Below are 14,456 nucleotides of genomic sequence, written 5' to 3'. Positions count from 1 at the left end.
TTGTAGTTGATTCGTGATGTTTAAGGTTTATGCGGCAAAAAAATCGGCACTTTGAATGTCAGCGACGGGAATGCGAACCACACCACTAGCTAAGTTCCCGATCACTACATCGTCCATCATTTGGCGATTTTTATCGAGTTCAATGCTTTGTCCGTCTTTGAGGTGGAGAACGATATCAATTCCTCGGTAGTGGATGTATCTTTCGAGTGTACTTTTGAATTTGTGTGCTTTGTCCATCTGGTTTTGTTTCCCTTATCTTTGTAACTTACAAAGGGTATCGTACGAATTTATGAGACCTTTAGAAAATTTTGTCTCATTACGTAAGTTTTTTTTGACAGTATCAGGAAACCGGGAGAATTATGTCACATGAAGCCTGAGAACAGTACATCCGCCACTCCTGGCGTACGAAAAGCCGCCCTCCTCCTTTTATCCCTTGGCAAAGAAAGAGCTGCCGATGTTCTGAAACACCTCGATGACACCATGCTCGAAGCAGTGATTTTGGAAATGTCCAAAATCAGATCTATCTCGAAAGAAGAAAGAGAAGTCATCTTAAAGGAATTTCATAATACCATTGAAGATTTGAATGAAACCACCTCCGGTGGCCTCTCCACTGCCAAATCTCTTTTGGAACATACAGTGGGCGCTGAAAAAGCCAATGTAATCTTAAAGAAAATCCATAAAGAAGAAACCAAAAACGATTTTGAATTTTTGAACCAAGTGGAACCGGGAGTTTTACAGGGGATGCTTGGCACCGAATCCCCACAAATCATCGCAGTCACCTTATCGCATCTGGATCCAAAAAAGGCAGCCGATGTTTTAAAACTTTTTCCGAAACCAGAACAGGCAAAAATTGCGGTAAGACTAGCAACCACATCCAAAACCCATCCAGATGTGATCCAAAACATTGCAAGGATTCTCAAAAAACGATACGAAGAAAGGGACAAACAGGAATACTCCGAAGCTGGTGGAGCTCATGTCCTTGCGAACATTTTGAACTTTATGGAAAAAGGGGCAGAGGAAACGATTCTATCCGAACTCGAAGAATCTTCTCCCGATGTGGCAGACCAAGTCCGTGAAAAACTTTATACTTTTGAAGACATCCTTTCTTTGGATAACAAAGAAATGCGAATCCTTATCAACCGTTTGGCTGATGACTCGTCCATCTCTCTTGCCATCCGTGGTGCCGGAGATGAAATCAGGAAAAAATTCCTAAACAATATGAGCCAAAACAGGTCAGAAGATATTTTAGATGCCCTGGACATGAAACCACGAGTCACCTTACGAGAGATAAACGAAGCAAGAAGTAAAATTGTACAAGTGGCAAGAGTTTTAGAAGAAGAAAATCAGATTCTTTTTAAGAAAGAAAAAGAAGAATATATTGAGTGAAAGGGAAAAATAAAGAATCCGATGGCGGAGTTGACGGGGCTCGAACCCGCGACATCCTGCGTGACAGGCAGGCACTCTAACCAACTGAGCTACAACTCCATCGGAATAAAAACCAAACTATAGAATCGACTCCGAGAGTCAACACAGTTTTCATTTGTTTTCTTGCCTTTCGTTAGAATTTTTAGAATCTGGTACTGGTTCTATGCAAATCGAAGAAAAAAAAGCCAAAGACCTTTTCCAGGATCGTATCTTTACCCTATCCAATTTTTTATCTGTGTTTCGGGTGTTGTTACTCCCCTTTTTTTTCCAAAGCACTTATGCTTATGCACATGATCCAGCGAACTTACGTGCTTTTTCTGCATCGATCTTTTATGCACTGGCTGCTGTTGTCAGTGATTACCTCGACGGACTCTTTGCTCGTCTCCTCCACCAAGAAACCACTCTCGGTAGATACTTAGATCCAGTCTGTGATAAACTCGTTACCCTCGGTGGACTCTTTGTTGTTACCATTCATTTTGATTTTCCAAGTTGGATTCTTATCGTATATTTTATTAGAGAGATCCTCGGCGTTTGGCTTGGTGGCTATTTGTATTTAAAACGAGGTTTACAAGGTCGACCTAACTGGTGGGGAAAATTTGGTGTGGGAATTGTGGCAGTATCTGTGATTTGGTATATGTCACTGCCTTACTTTTTAAAGTTTGGTGCTCCTTATTCTTTTTTACTCCATCCTGTGATCTCTGCTTATGTTTTACTTTTTGTACTGACTGCAGGTGTTGTTGCCTATGTGGTTAGGTATTGGAATATTGTTTTCCATCCAGAAGCCATTGAGTTAGATCCAGAAAACAAAAAACAGGCTAAGAAGTATCAAAAAATTTAAGATCAGAAGTCTCAATCTCTTTGTTTTAAAATCGAAACGAATGCTAGTAATGGCACTTGTTGTTGTTTGATGATTGGATTTTGGGATAATAGAATCAATCCGGCATTCAGAACAAAAATCCGAATGGATCTTTCTATTATCCCAAAGGGAATTAACGTCTTTTTTTCTTTCTTGCGACTTTTTTCTTCGCTGCTCTTTTCTTAGCAGTTTTCTTTTTCGCAGGTCTCTTTTTAGAGAGAACTTTCTTAGTTTTTTTCTTTGCTACTTTTTTCTTTTTAGCAGCCTTCTTCTTTTTAGGAGCCGCTTTTTTGGCTTTTTTCTTCGCTGCTTTCTTTTTTGCGGCTTTTTTCTTCTTAGGAGCTGCTTTTTTAACCACAACTGCTACTTCCGGAGCAGGTTCTTCTTGGATTTGCGGTATTTCTATTGTTTCGTTTTCTTCCATACATGTAACCTTATGAAGATAGTATCAAATCTTCCTTCTGGAAACGATAACAAAGCTTGGATTATTAAAAGTAAATTCATTTTTATGATGAAGCATCACACAAAACTAATTTATTTAAAAATGATTCTATTTTAGTGAGAATGTTTGTAAAATTTCTTTCACGTCACCCATAAAGTTAGGTAAACAAATTCACCTAACCCCTAAGATACGAGTTGGACCACCAACTTTGGCTCAATTACTTCTGTGATTTTGTAAACGTAGGATTTCTTTTTGGTATTCTTCTGCTTTGTCTGGTCGTTTTGACTTTCGATACAGTCGACTGAGAATCTTAATGACTGGGATTACCTCCGGTTTCCTACTGTAGATCCTTTCGGCCATGTCAATGGCATCATCAATCAAACTTGCTTTTGCATATTGGATGGCACCGTCAAAGATCATTTGAAGTCCGGAAGGGTGAAGATTAGAAAAATTCTCAGCAGCACGGCCAGCTTCAGCCGGTTTCTCCAGTTTACGATACACTCGGTGCAATAATTTCCATACGGTTGGGTCAAAGGGATGGAGATCAGCATACCGGATGAGCAAAGGGAGGGCTTCCTTGTCCTGATTTTTCTTGTGAAGCCTGATTGGCTCTTCTAAATTCTCATTTCTCTCTCTGAAATTCCATTGGGTTTGGGGGTGGAACCTTATACTCAGTAAAGAAAGATCATCTGTTAATTCTCCGATCTTTTGGAGAATTTCTCCCAAAGTTTCAATATTCCCAAGACTTGCTTCCGCATGTAACAAAATTGATGTATGGTCCATATTGATCACTCGGTTGGAATCGGTTGGATTCCCCATACTTAGATCATCTCGCCCATCCGATCCAATGATGATGGTATCCCCTGGACGAATCCAACAGGTTTCAATCCTTGCTTTGTCCTTTTGCATTCCCAATTTAAAATTGGTGGCTTCTTCCGATAAAAAACTAGCCTTTCCATCTCTCAATCGAATCGGGAAGGGATGTTCCGCATTCAGGTAATATAAAAATCCATTTTCTTCATCCACTAAACCAAGGAGAAGCGACATGGACATCGAACCATCAAATCCTTCAAACACATCATTTAAATCATTGAGTGCAGTGTGTAACCATCGTTCGGGATAATATCCAGAAAGGATTCCTTCTCTATGAGTTCGTTCTACCAAAGCACGAAAGGCAGTCCCAAACACAAGAACTCCCCCTGCCCCCTGCATGGATTTACCCATTGCATCCCCATTGGCAAAAACAAGATAACTGCGTCCACGAAGAACAATCTGGTCTGCCACACAGATATCTCCTCCCAGTTCATATTCTCTATTTTTAAATTGGAATGATTTCTTTTGTTTGATATAGGTTTGAAACTGAACCGTTTTCGAACGGATGCGAATCCCGGAAAGAGGACGAGTGAGAAGGGAAGTAAGATAATAATCTCCATCTTGTTGGTATTTCAAACGACTCACTTCTCCTATGGCATCTTCATAAGAACGATTGAGAGTTCGTAACATCAGTCCAAGTAAAAATAAAATGGAAACTCCTGTGATGAGAAAGTCTTCACTGCGAGCTTTCTCAGAAGAATAATCAAAAAACCATTCAGGATGAACTGTCTGGATGTAATTCACTCCAAAGAGAGCTCCGACAAAAAATACAATGGCCATCCAATCAAACTTCTTTCCAAGGATGAGCATATTCAATACAAGGATCGGAGCCAGTAACATCACATTGGCGCTGACAATCCCACCACTGTATTTGATTTGCAAAAAGGAAGTCAGTGAACTGATGATAAAGGTAGGAAGGATGAGGATTTGAAATTTGTTTTTAAACCGAGCTAAATAATAAAAAAGACAAGCAAATCCAAAAGCAACCCAAAGAGAAATAAGGCCACCTATTTCAAATCCTTCACGAAAGAATTCGGAGGTTAGTCCCACCCCCATCGCAATGATGCCAGCAAAGAGTGTTCCATTTAAGATTCGATGCCTCATCACAAACCGATCGGTTGGTCCAAGAACAAAAGAAACGAATTGGATTAGAATATGATTCCATTTTCGAACCAATGAATGGAATGGACCTATCATCATCTCGGACTCTCCTATGCGAAAAGGCATTTACGATCAAAAGAAATGAACCAATTAGTCCCCATCAAAATCTTTTTGAGACTAGTCCTTCCCCAAAGACGTAAGAGGTAATCTTACAAAAAACAAACAATTGTCGATTGTTTTTTCTGGATTTGGGAAAATCAAAGAGCGAAAGGAAAAAGAATTTATTTCCGGTCTTTTAGATATTCAGGTAAGTAGGATCGTAAATAGGCAACTGCTGCCCTTCCCGCTTCGCTCACCATTTCTTCTGTGATTTCCCCACCTTCACGATACGAAAACCGAAAGACGGAATCAATGATCGAGACGGCAATCCCCACCTTTCGTGCTGCCTCCGGCCAATCAGGAAGTACAAATCGTTCTGCCACTTGAGACAAAGCAAGTGCTGCGATTCTGTCATCCAAAGCCTTTCCAATGTACATGGTTTCTTCGTTTCGAACTCCATAAACAACTCGAACCAAAGCCGGGTCTTCTCGTACTACTGCGGCTGCTTCTTTTGCTAAAAAATGTACGTAGTCTTGCCAAGAACCAAAAACGGAAGTATCCACCTGGGCCAGCCGTTCGGAGACCAATTCCGAATGCACCAAACGCAGTCCCAAATAGAGCGCTCCCAGATTGGGGAAAAAATGATAAGCAGAAGCACGCGGAATCCGAGCCCTTTCGCAAACCTTGGCGTAGGTAATGGATTCCGGTGATTCGGTTCGCAAAAGCTCTCGCAAAGCTTGGACAAGGATCGCAGGCCGCCGCCCAAGGTCCTCTGCCTTCTCCGAAAGATTTTTGGTTTGTTTTCGCATTCTTACCGACAAGTGCCGAGTTTTTGTCCTTATTCAAGCAAAAAATGACGATAAATTGAAAAAATAGTCGACAAACGCCCGAATCATCATAAATTCTAACCGACAAGAGTCGGGTAATCATTCGGCCCGAGACAGGAGACGAAAGCAATGAAAGATTCCAAAATTGAAACCGTAAGAAAGGCGATGCTTTCCGCCTGTATCAAGTTAGCTGATCTTGGTTTTTTAGCAGGGGTCGGTGGAAATTTAGCAGTTCGGATTGATTCGGAACTGATGGCAGTCACTCCTTCTGCAACAGATTATTATACAATGAAACCAGAAGACCTTTGTATTTTACAAATCAAAGATCTAAAGATGGTAGATGGCACCAAACAACCAACAACGGAAAGCGGAATTCATGCTTCTTTTTTTAGTCTGAGACCAGAAATCCAAGTGAGTTTACACACACACCAACCACTTGCGAGCGCTGTATCTTTACTTGGTTTGGACATGGACATTGAATCCCAAGAAGGAAAAAAAAATATAGGAAATTTTGTACGAATTGTATCTTATGCTCCCTCTGGCACTTCCTTTCTTGTCAAAGCATTTCGTAAAAGAATTATCAAAGAGACCAATGCTTATCTTTTGCGTAATCATGGTTTGGTTTGCGGAGCCATGACTTTGGAACAAGCAATCGCAAGTGTAAAGTTATTAGAAAAAGAAGCGGCACGTTTTTTAAAAACAAGAATCGAAAAAAATCCAGATTTATCCCATATGCCAAAAGAAATGAAAACCCAGTTAGTCGAAGCTCTCTAAATGCAATTTGATGCAATTTGAGAATTCGATCAAAGGAAAAAAATGAAATCATCTACTACCAAAAAACAAAACCCAAAATCAGAAACACAAACTGATGCAGAAGAATTAAATCATTTGTGGCACCGCTTAGATACAAAAGGTTTATTACAATCTCATAAAGCTGACCTATCCTTTCGTCTTCCGGGCAAAGGAAGTTTTCTTCTCATCCATAGAGGTGAGGGCAAAAAATCAAAAGTGGAAATTGGCGAATTCCCAATCGAAAATCCAACCGCAGCGATCAAAATCCAGTCCAAGGACGAAGTGACTCTCAATCAAATTCGCTTCCATGCAAGTTTATATTCTTTAAGGTCTGATATTGGAGCCATTGCTTCGTTTCAGCCGGAATGGAGTTCTTTACTAAAGACACTAGACCATCCTCTCCCATTAGTATTCGATGAACAGTGCCGCCAATTAGGGGTACCAGTCTTTCCCATTCCCAAACGAATTGATGGAACTGTAGAGACAAGTTCCATTGTCCTCGGTGGAGCCAACGCCTTTTTGGATGAAGAGGCAGTGGTCATCACGAGTGTCACTCGAGAGAAAGCTATATACAACTGTGAATTGATTGAAAAATGTTCGAAAGCTTATCTTTTGGCTCACTCCACAGGAAGTCCGATCAGAAACATTCCTTGGTGGGTACGTTTCATTGCAAAAAGTAGACTACTCAAAGATGAAAAAAAAGCAAGTGCGGCTTACGCCCGTGGTGAAAGACCAACGGGATTTAAGGCCTACTAACACTAGTTCCACTAAAAAGACTGACTAACGAATTCCTAAGTAAATATCAAACTGGGAATGGTTGGGGTCTTTCGCATTGGTACCGTAAATTTCCAAATCTGTTTTGTAAGATCGATTTTTGCGGTATGATTCTTCTGACCAAATTTTTTTCCAGGTAGTAAGTCCAATTTCAGAAATTGGGCCCCACTCAGTGGGAACTTGGAGATAATCAGATTCTAAAACATTTACGGTTGTTAAGTGAGATGGAAGGGAATTCACTGAGCTGACCTTCGTGCCAATTAAAATGGTATATTCCCCGTTTTCATCTGTTTCAAATTCCGTATAAGCCACAACGATTTCGGAAGGAACCAAAGGATTTGGAATTTGGGAAAGAATCCCCTCTTCCCAAAACCTTTGCCAAAGGGCGGCAATTTTTCCTTTTCCAGACATTTCTTTCGCATTGCAGGTTCGTGTTGTAATCCCGACAAGGACCATCGGTCCTAAATGAATTTTCTGAGTTGAAGTTTGTTTCATAAATAGATCCTAACGCAAACTGGATTTGGGTTCTTGACTATTTGTGCTTTTCTGAAAAACTAATGGAAAAAATGAATTTATTTAATAGGGATATAAATTTCTGATTCTGGATTTGTATTTGATTGGAACCGGTCATCAAACAAATCAAAATCATCACTAAATTCTCTTTCATACCCAGTGTTTGGCATCCAAGTTCCATAGATATATTTCCAACCATTGAGGATGTCTTGGTTTTGGTTTCCGGGAACTGTAAAAACCATATACTTAGCTGGTTTTAAAGTATGTGCGACAAATCCAGCAGGAATTTTTGTCTCTTTTGTGACTTGTGCCCCAATCATCACATCAAAATTCTCAGCATAATCCCAGTTTGTGTAAATTCCAATTAGAGATTGGTTCATTCGGTTGGGAATTGGTTCCATAAAACCACCACCAAAAAAATCTCCCCAGAATTTAGGAATATCGATTTCATTTTGGCATTTCTGCATGGTGGTTCGGTATGTTTTTCCAATAAAAGTGATTTCGTTTTTTGTCACTATCTGTGTTTTGATTTTTGATCCATCAATCCGAATCCCATCTCGTAATAAATCCACCTCCAATTTAGAAAAATTTTTATGTTCTAACTGATTTCGATATTCTGATGGATTGAATCCATATTCGGATCGAAAAGCACGAAGAAAAGATTCTGGAGTTGTATAATGGTATTTTAATGCAATGTCAATGATCTTATCTTTTCCTAAAATTAAATCATTCCCTGCCTCGGTAAGACGTCTTTTTTTTATATAGGTATAAACAGAATAACCAGTCACATAACGAAACACCCGTTGGAAATGCCATCTGGACTGAAAGGCATTTTTGGATACATCTTCTGCACTAATATCTTCTCTTAGATTTTTTTCAATAAACTCAATGGCTTGTTTGATATGGTCATAATAATCCATTTCATTTTACATCATTTCAAATCTTGGTTTTTCTGGATTTCCATTTCTTCTGGCCATTGGTTTTTGATCTCAAGAATTTTTGGCAATACTGTAATGAATTTTTGGACTAAAACAGGATCAAAATGTTTCCCCGATTCTTGTTTGAGAAACTCAATGGCCGCATCCACTTCCCATGCTTTTTTATATGGCCTTACCGTTGTTAAAGCATCAAATACATCTGCGATTGCTATGATTCTCCCTTCCAAAGGAATATTTTCTCCTTTTAATTGGTATGGATATCCTGTTCCGTCGAACTTTTCATGATGGGTAATGGCAATGGATCTAGCTAATTTTAAAAGAGTCGAATGATGATCTCCAATGATTTCTGCTCCGATCTCTGGATGACGTTTCATAATTTCCCATTCTTCTGGACTTAGTTTCCCAGGCTTTTGAATGATAAAATCAGGAATTCCAATTTTACCAACATCGTGCATAGGTGCTGCATTCAGAATTTCTTCTGCTTGTTCCGAGCTGTAACCAAAAGCAAGAGCGAGGGTTTGTGAATAATGACTCATACGAATCACATGCATTCCCGTTTCATTGTCTTTATATTCAGATGCCATACCCAAACGTTGAACAATCTGTAATCGGGTCTTTTTTACTTCATTGACATTGACAAGCGAAAGATGATTTTTGATCCGAGCTTTTACTATGGGAGGGCTTACCGGTTTTGTGATATAATCAACGGCACCTAACTGAAATCCTTTTTCTTCATCTTCAATATCACTTAGCGCAGTGACAAAAATCACAGGGATATATTTTGTTTTTTCATTTGATTTTAGAATTTTGCATACATCATGACCAGTCATCTCTGGCATCATCACATCAAGCAAAATGAGTTCCGGTTCTTCAGAAATCGTAAGTTCGATACCTTTGTTTCCATCTTTGGCAAATAAAAGCTGGTAGTCTTTTTGTAAAATTTCATTGAGTATTTGTAAGTTTGTCGCTTCATCATCAATAATCAAAACTTTCGGTTTATGATTTATTTCCACTCTAACCTTCTCCCATAATGCGAAGTTTTAAATTTTTTAAATTTCGGATCGTGTTTTCAAAATCAAATTGTTGGATAAAAGAATCAATTTCTGAAACGATCTCAGAAAATTTTGTATCCGTTAACGAATTATATAAATACTTCCATTCAGTTTGGTCAACAGCGCCTTTAGAAAAAGATTCGATCAAATTCTCTATTGCAGAATCCAAACGGTCTTTCGATTCCAAAGGAATCTTTCTGAAAACTAGAGGTGGTTCTTTTTTGATTTTTAATTCTACTGCAAACTCTGTTACAAATTTTTTGTAAGACTCTTCAAAGATTAGTTTTAGATTTTTAAAATCTAGCTTTGTCAATGTTTCCTTTTGTAATTTTGTTTCTAAATTAAGCGTGTGTTCAGTTATGGAATTGATTCCTAAATTCGATGAAACACCTTTGATTCGGTGTAGAAATGCTCTTTTGTCACCAAGTTCACTAGGGAACTCATTTAGTTTATCAAACTCTCTTAGGAAATCAGAAAAAAATCCATCTAACATCGAAACATATTTTTCCAAAGAACCAAACAGGCGGATACCTCTCCTTGTTTGAAAAAAATCTAACTCTTTTGGATCTGAAATCGTATTACCGGTGAAATTTCTTGTGTTCCCAAAAACTTTCTCAATTTCAGAAAACAAATCTTGGAGATCAATCGGTTTGGAAACAAACCCATCCATACCCGCATTTTTTGCCGAAATCTTATCTTCATCAAATACACTTGCGGATAGTGCGATGATCGGAATGTGTGAAGAATCTTTTTTCTCATACGCCCTAATTTGCCTTGTGGCTTCCAATCCATCCATTTCTGGCATTTGGATGTCCATTAAGATCAAATCAAATGGTTTGGTTAAAAATAAATCCAATGCTTCCTTTCCGTTTCTTGCAATCTCCACCTCATGCCCGTTCGATGTCATGAGAAGTTGGATGAGTTCTACGTTTTGTTTTACATCATCAACAATGAGGATTTTGGAACTTGGTAAATCCAATTGAATTTTTTCATTTAACTCGAAAACCGGAACTCCCTTCTCCAAAGGAAGCGAAAAATAAAAATCTGTCCCAACACCAAGTTTACTTTCGACCCAAATTTTTCCTTTCATCAGTTCAACTAATTGTTTCGAAATTGTGGTTCCAAGTCCAGTCCCACCAAATTTTCGACTCATGGAAACATCGGCTTGGGTAAAAGGTTCAAAAATTTTTTCCATCCGATCCTCTGCAATCCCAATGCCTGAATCTTGGATGTGGAATAACACCTCGGAATCTTTTTTGGTAATTTCCAGTTGGATTTGTCCTTCTTTTGTAAACTTAATCGCATTGCCAAGTAAGTTCGTTAAAATTTGACGGATACGCAAACTATCACCTTTATAATAATCTTCTAGATTGGGATCGAGATGAGATTGAAACTCCAAACCTTTTTTTCTAGCTTCCATTCCCATTGCGGAACAGACTTGATCAACAAGCGAATAAAGAGAAAAATCGATTGTTTCTAGTTCGACTGCGCCACGATCTAATTTAGCTGAATTTAAAACATCGTTTAACAGACGCAATAATGACTTAGCAGAATTTTTTACAGTTTCTAAATGGTTTTTCTGATTTCCTAACAAATCACCGGCAAGTAAGACTTCAGTAAAACCAATGATGGCATTCATCGGAGTTCGAATTTCATGACTCATATTTGCCAAAAACGTAGTTTTGGTAATGGCAGCCATCTCTGCTTTCTCTTTGGATTCAATAAGAGCTTCTTCAATCATCCTTCGGTCTGTGTTATCTAAAATCACGCCATCCAAATATTTAACTTTTTTTTCTTCATCGAATACAAGACCGCCGTATTCCAAAACCCAACGAATGTCCCCAGACTTCTGAATGATACGATAGTTTAAAACAAATGTATCTGAGGTATCGATGGCGTTTTGAATGAGATTAAAAACATGGCTTCTATCTTCAGGATGAATGATTTCGGAAAAATTACGGATCCGTTTAGGTTCTAAAAAATCTTCTGCAGGATATCCAGATAAAGTAAAAATGGCATCACTCATAAAAATAGAAGTCCAATGTTCATCTGCAAAACACCGATACACAACACCTGGAATATTTTGAATAAAAGACTTTAGTTGTTCTTCATTTTCTTTTAAAGCATTTTCGATAATGATTCGTTCTGAAATATCACTGATCAAACCTACAAAAACATCATCTTGTGGAAGTTTGGTATGGCCAATCGCCAAACGAATCGGAAAGGTGGTTCCGTCTTTTCGAATGGCAATGGTTTCCCTACCAACACCGATGATTTTAGCTTCCCCTGTTTTCAAATAATTGGTAAGATAATTGTCATGTTCTCTTTGAAAAGGGTTCGGCATCAAAATCTTTACATTTTTACCTATAATCTCTTTTGCTTTCCAACCAAACATTTGTTCGGCTGTTATATTAAACTCTTGGATGATTCCTTTGGTATTGATCATCACAATGGCATCGGCAGCAGTTTCAATAATCGCTCGTAACCTGGATTCACTTTTTAAAAGGTTTTGAAAAAGATCTTTATAACTAATAAAGGCAATGGTAACAACAGCAGATCCAATGACAAAAATACTACCAAATCCAACAAGAGCTGCCAAAAAAAGCTGATCTGAATTTGTTTGATCTAATACCTGACCTGGTTCTAAGACAAATCGAGCAGCGGCCATTCCCGTATAGTGCATCCCCGAGATAGCACTACCCATCACAATCCCACTCATCAATGTTAAATATTTAGTTTTTATTTTTAACTTTGATTCTTTTAAACGAAACTGAATCAAAATGGAAAGAATCGCAAGAGAGATGGCAACTACCAGAGAAACAAAAAACAAATAAGGATCATACATGAGCTTTGGTCGCATTTCCATTGCGGCCATTCCCATATAGTGCATAAATCCAATCCCTGCTCCGACTAAAATCCCCACAGAAACTAATTCTTTGCGGGTGATTTTCTTTTTATTTAACGTTTGCAATGCGAAGTAGGAAGCAAAAAAGCTGGGAAGGATGGAAAGAATTGTTACTGATTTATGGTATGTGACTTTTGTACATAAGTCAAAAGACATCATCCCGATAAAGTGCATCGACCATACCGCTCCGCCCATCGATAAACTAGATGTAAATAGAATGGCTAACCGAGAGAATTTGTTCTCAACGTTTGAAAAACGGCTGAGCATATAAAGAGAAATCCAAGAGGCAAAAATAGAAATCAAAATGGAAAGAGAAACCAACCAATAATTATAAGTACCTTCGACAAAGAAAAATTGATCCGCATCTAAGATAAAAAAATGTTTTAGAAATTCGATCCCCATTTTTGTTTCCTCACGCCATCTAAATCCTATCATTTATTTAAGGATTCTTTGGATACTAGGTAAATTAGATAGATTCTAAAAAATAAGTTTTATTTTCAGTACTATCACTAACGAAGAAAGGAATAACCTGAAACCTGGGAGCAAGTTGTCGTATTTTTTACTATAAATCGAAAAGAAGCAAAAACCAAGTTTTCAGTCGAAAAGAAATTATAATAGTTTATTCAAATATAAATATTTTCTAATTTAATAAGTCCCTAATCGCACCAATTCTATTTTTTAGAAAAAAAAGATCAGCAAATCCTCAACTGTGATTTGACTTTTTCTTTTCAGCAAACATTGCAAATAGAAATAAAGCCTTATCTTCAATTCATTTATTTTATTTGTAAGAATTTTATATAAAAAAAATAAACCAATCAGTCTACTTTTTAACGATTTCATCTAACAATGATTTATATTTTTTATTGCTTCTACTGCTCTCCTAAATATGTTTTGGTTATGGAATTAATATTAAAAAATAAAAATGCAATTGTGACTGGTGGTGCACTCGGAATTGGGAGGGAAACCTGTTTGTTACTGGCAAAAAAAGGAGCTCACGTCGTTGTTTCCGATATCAATGTAGAAGAAGGCTCTCGCCTTGCCGGTGAAATTGAACATTTAGGTGGGTCAGCGGAATTTATCAAATGTGATGTCACAAACGAAGAAGAAATCATCTCCCTAGTGGAAACATTCAAATCTCGCAACCAGAGATTGGATATTATGGTAAACAATGCGGGGATTGCCAATAAACCTACCTTTATGTATAAAGTGACCACTGAAGTATGGAACCGTTTGATTTTAATGGATTTAACAAGTGTATTCTGGTGTCAAAAGTATGCCACAAAACTGATGCTTGGTGACCGTATCGGAGGATCCATTGTGAATGTTGCTTCGATCGCAGGGCTTGGTGCCTCGCCTTCTCTCGGGCCGTACTGTGTGGCCAAAGCCGGAGTGGTTGAACTAACCACAACAGGAGCATTGGAGGTGGCAAGGTTTGGTGTTCGGATCAATGCGGTCTGTCCCGGTTGGACAGAAACTGCCATCTTAGATGTAGCTGGCGAAAGAGGAAAGGATGCAATGGAAAAAAATATTCCCATGGGAAGGCTTGGCAAACCATCGGAAGTGGCAAACCTCATAGCCTTTTTAGCATCCGAAGAATCGAGTTTCATTACAGGATCGGTGTATCGTGTGGATGGGGGAACAAGAAGTTAGGAGTTTGTGCATCCATTCCTCTGTGAAAGGGATACGAAGGGCTTGGTCTGACGGATGTCAGACGGGAGCGTTAGCGCACCCCGGAGTAGCCCGGTCCCCGAAACTCTTTCGGGGATTCACCCCCAAAAAAACTAATCTCTCCATACCAATCCGCACAAATCCCGTAATTCCCCCTCAGAACCTAACACCTGTGACCCAAAATTAAGCTC

General features: G+C 38.5%; 13 protein-coding genes and 1 tRNA gene. 5 read left to right on the top strand and 9 right to left on the bottom strand.

Annotated features, from left to right (window positions below; translation table 11 throughout):
* Positions 1 to 27: 27 nt before the first annotated feature.
* A complete protein-coding gene (locus EHQ47_RS09660) occupies positions 28 to 237 on the bottom strand; it encodes a hypothetical protein (RefSeq protein WP_004788926.1) in 210 nt (69 codons plus the stop codon).
* A gap of 129 nt (positions 238 to 366) precedes the next feature.
* Here EHQ47_RS09660 and fliG point away from each other — a divergent pair, with 129 nt between their 5' ends.
* Positions 367 to 1,386, top strand: a complete 1,020-nt coding sequence (gene fliG / locus EHQ47_RS09655; protein ID WP_135749570.1) for a flagellar motor switch protein FliG — start codon at positions 367 to 369, stop codon at positions 1,384 to 1,386.
* 22 nt (positions 1,387 to 1,408) lie between these two features.
* Here the strand turns inward: fliG and EHQ47_RS09650 are convergent.
* Positions 1,409 to 1,485 (bottom strand) — tRNA-Asp (locus tag EHQ47_RS09650).
* Between the two features lie 103 nt (positions 1,486 to 1,588).
* Here EHQ47_RS09650 and EHQ47_RS09645 point away from each other — a divergent pair.
* Complete coding sequence (locus tag EHQ47_RS09645; RefSeq protein WP_135749678.1) at positions 1,589 to 2,263, top strand: CDP-alcohol phosphatidyltransferase family protein; 675 nt, start codon at positions 1,589 to 1,591, stop codon at positions 2,261 to 2,263.
* A gap of 151 nt (positions 2,264 to 2,414) precedes the next feature.
* Here the strand turns inward: EHQ47_RS09645 and EHQ47_RS09640 are convergent, their stop codons facing one another.
* The 3 genes from EHQ47_RS09640 to EHQ47_RS09630 all read right to left on the bottom strand — a co-directional run bounded on the left by EHQ47_RS09640 (position 2,415) and on the right by EHQ47_RS09630 (position 5,605).
* Positions 2,415 to 2,705, bottom strand: coding sequence for a hypothetical protein (locus EHQ47_RS09640; protein ID WP_135777089.1), 291 nt, complete (start codon positions 2,703 to 2,705; stop codon positions 2,415 to 2,417).
* Between the two features lie 231 nt (positions 2,706 to 2,936).
* Positions 2,937 to 4,793 carry a PP2C family protein-serine/threonine phosphatase gene (locus EHQ47_RS09635; RefSeq protein ID WP_244290300.1) on the bottom strand — a complete coding sequence of 619 codons (1,857 nt, stop codon included), beginning with the start codon at positions 4,791 to 4,793 and terminating at the stop codon, positions 2,937 to 2,939.
* Between the two features lie 185 nt (positions 4,794 to 4,978).
* A complete protein-coding gene (locus EHQ47_RS09630) occupies positions 4,979 to 5,605 on the bottom strand; it encodes a TetR/AcrR family transcriptional regulator (RefSeq protein WP_135777088.1) in 627 nt (208 codons plus the stop codon).
* Between the two features lie 147 nt (positions 5,606 to 5,752).
* On the opposite strand from EHQ47_RS09630, the gene EHQ47_RS09625 reads away from it, so the two are divergent.
* Positions 5,753 to 6,397 carry a class II aldolase/adducin family protein gene (locus EHQ47_RS09625; RefSeq protein WP_135777087.1) on the top strand — a complete coding sequence of 215 codons (645 nt, stop codon included), beginning with the start codon at positions 5,753 to 5,755 and terminating at the stop codon, positions 6,395 to 6,397.
* Between the two features lie 42 nt (positions 6,398 to 6,439).
* Positions 6,440 to 7,171, top strand: a complete 732-nt coding sequence (locus EHQ47_RS09620; protein ID WP_135777086.1) for a class II aldolase/adducin family protein — start codon at positions 6,440 to 6,442, stop codon at positions 7,169 to 7,171.
* 24 nt (positions 7,172 to 7,195) lie between these two features.
* Here the strand turns inward: EHQ47_RS09620 and EHQ47_RS09615 are convergent, their stop codons facing one another.
* The 4 genes from EHQ47_RS09615 to EHQ47_RS09600 all read right to left on the bottom strand — a co-directional run bounded on the left by EHQ47_RS09615 (position 7,196) and on the right by EHQ47_RS09600 (position 12,999).
* Positions 7,196 to 7,684 (bottom strand): GyrI-like domain-containing protein, encoded by a 489-nt coding sequence (locus EHQ47_RS09615; protein ID WP_135777085.1) that lies wholly within the window; start codon positions 7,682 to 7,684, stop codon positions 7,196 to 7,198.
* A gap of 77 nt (positions 7,685 to 7,761) precedes the next feature.
* Positions 7,762 to 8,622: an AraC family transcriptional regulator gene (locus EHQ47_RS09610; RefSeq protein ID WP_135777084.1), complete on the bottom strand. Its 861-nt coding sequence runs from the start codon at positions 8,620 to 8,622 to the stop codon at positions 7,762 to 7,764.
* A gap of 11 nt (positions 8,623 to 8,633) precedes the next feature.
* Entirely contained in the window at positions 8,634 to 9,653 is a 1,020-nt protein-coding gene (locus EHQ47_RS09605; RefSeq protein WP_135749564.1) for an HD domain-containing phosphohydrolase, read from the bottom strand.
* A 1-nt stretch (position 9,654) separates the two neighbouring features.
* Positions 9,655 to 12,999 (bottom strand): MHYT domain-containing protein, encoded by a 3,345-nt coding sequence (locus EHQ47_RS09600; protein WP_135749563.1) that lies wholly within the window; start codon positions 12,997 to 12,999, stop codon positions 9,655 to 9,657.
* A gap of 495 nt (positions 13,000 to 13,494) precedes the next feature.
* Here EHQ47_RS09600 and EHQ47_RS09595 point away from each other — a divergent pair, with 495 nt between their 5' ends.
* Entirely contained in the window at positions 13,495 to 14,247 is a 753-nt protein-coding gene (locus EHQ47_RS09595; protein WP_135777083.1) for an SDR family NAD(P)-dependent oxidoreductase, read from the top strand.
* The last annotated feature ends 209 nt before the right edge of the window (positions 14,248 to 14,456 follow it).

The organism is Leptospira bourretii (genome assembly GCF_004770145.1).
GTDB classification, from domain to species: Bacteria; Spirochaetota; Leptospiria; order Leptospirales; family Leptospiraceae; genus Leptospira_A; species Leptospira_A bourretii.
This window is presented reverse-complemented; position numbering and strand designations above follow the sequence as displayed.

Coding starts and splice junctions, on each gene's coding strand:
- EHQ47_RS09620 (WP_135777086.1), top strand. CDS start 6,440: ATGAAATCATCTACTACCAAAAAACAAAACCCAAAATCAGAAACACAA.
- EHQ47_RS09660 (WP_004788926.1), bottom strand. CDS start 237: ATGGACAAAGCACACAAATTCAAAAGTACACTCGAAAGATACATCCAC.
- EHQ47_RS09625 (WP_135777087.1), top strand. CDS start 5,753: ATGAAAGATTCCAAAATTGAAACCGTAAGAAAGGCGATGCTTTCCGCC.
- EHQ47_RS09630 (WP_135777088.1), bottom strand. CDS start 5,605: ATGCGAAAACAAACCAAAAATCTTTCGGAGAAGGCAGAGGACCTTGGG.
- EHQ47_RS09610 (WP_135777084.1), bottom strand. CDS start 8,622: ATGGATTATTATGACCATATCAAACAAGCCATTGAGTTTATTGAAAAA.
- EHQ47_RS09615 (WP_135777085.1), bottom strand. CDS start 7,684: ATGAAACAAACTTCAACTCAGAAAATTCATTTAGGACCGATGGTCCTT.
- EHQ47_RS09645 (WP_135749678.1), top strand. CDS start 1,589: ATGCAAATCGAAGAAAAAAAAGCCAAAGACCTTTTCCAGGATCGTATC.
- EHQ47_RS09600 (WP_135749563.1), bottom strand. CDS start 12,999: ATGGGGATCGAATTTCTAAAACATTTTTTTATCTTAGATGCGGATCAA.
- EHQ47_RS09640 (WP_135777089.1), bottom strand. CDS start 2,705: ATGGAAGAAAACGAAACAATAGAAATACCGCAAATCCAAGAAGAACCT.
- fliG (WP_135749570.1), top strand. CDS start 367: ATGAAGCCTGAGAACAGTACATCCGCCACTCCTGGCGTACGAAAAGCC.
- EHQ47_RS09595 (WP_135777083.1), top strand. CDS start 13,495: ATGGAATTAATATTAAAAAATAAAAATGCAATTGTGACTGGTGGTGCA.
- EHQ47_RS09635 (WP_244290300.1), bottom strand. CDS start 4,793: ATGATAGGTCCATTCCATTCATTGGTTCGAAAATGGAATCATATTCTA.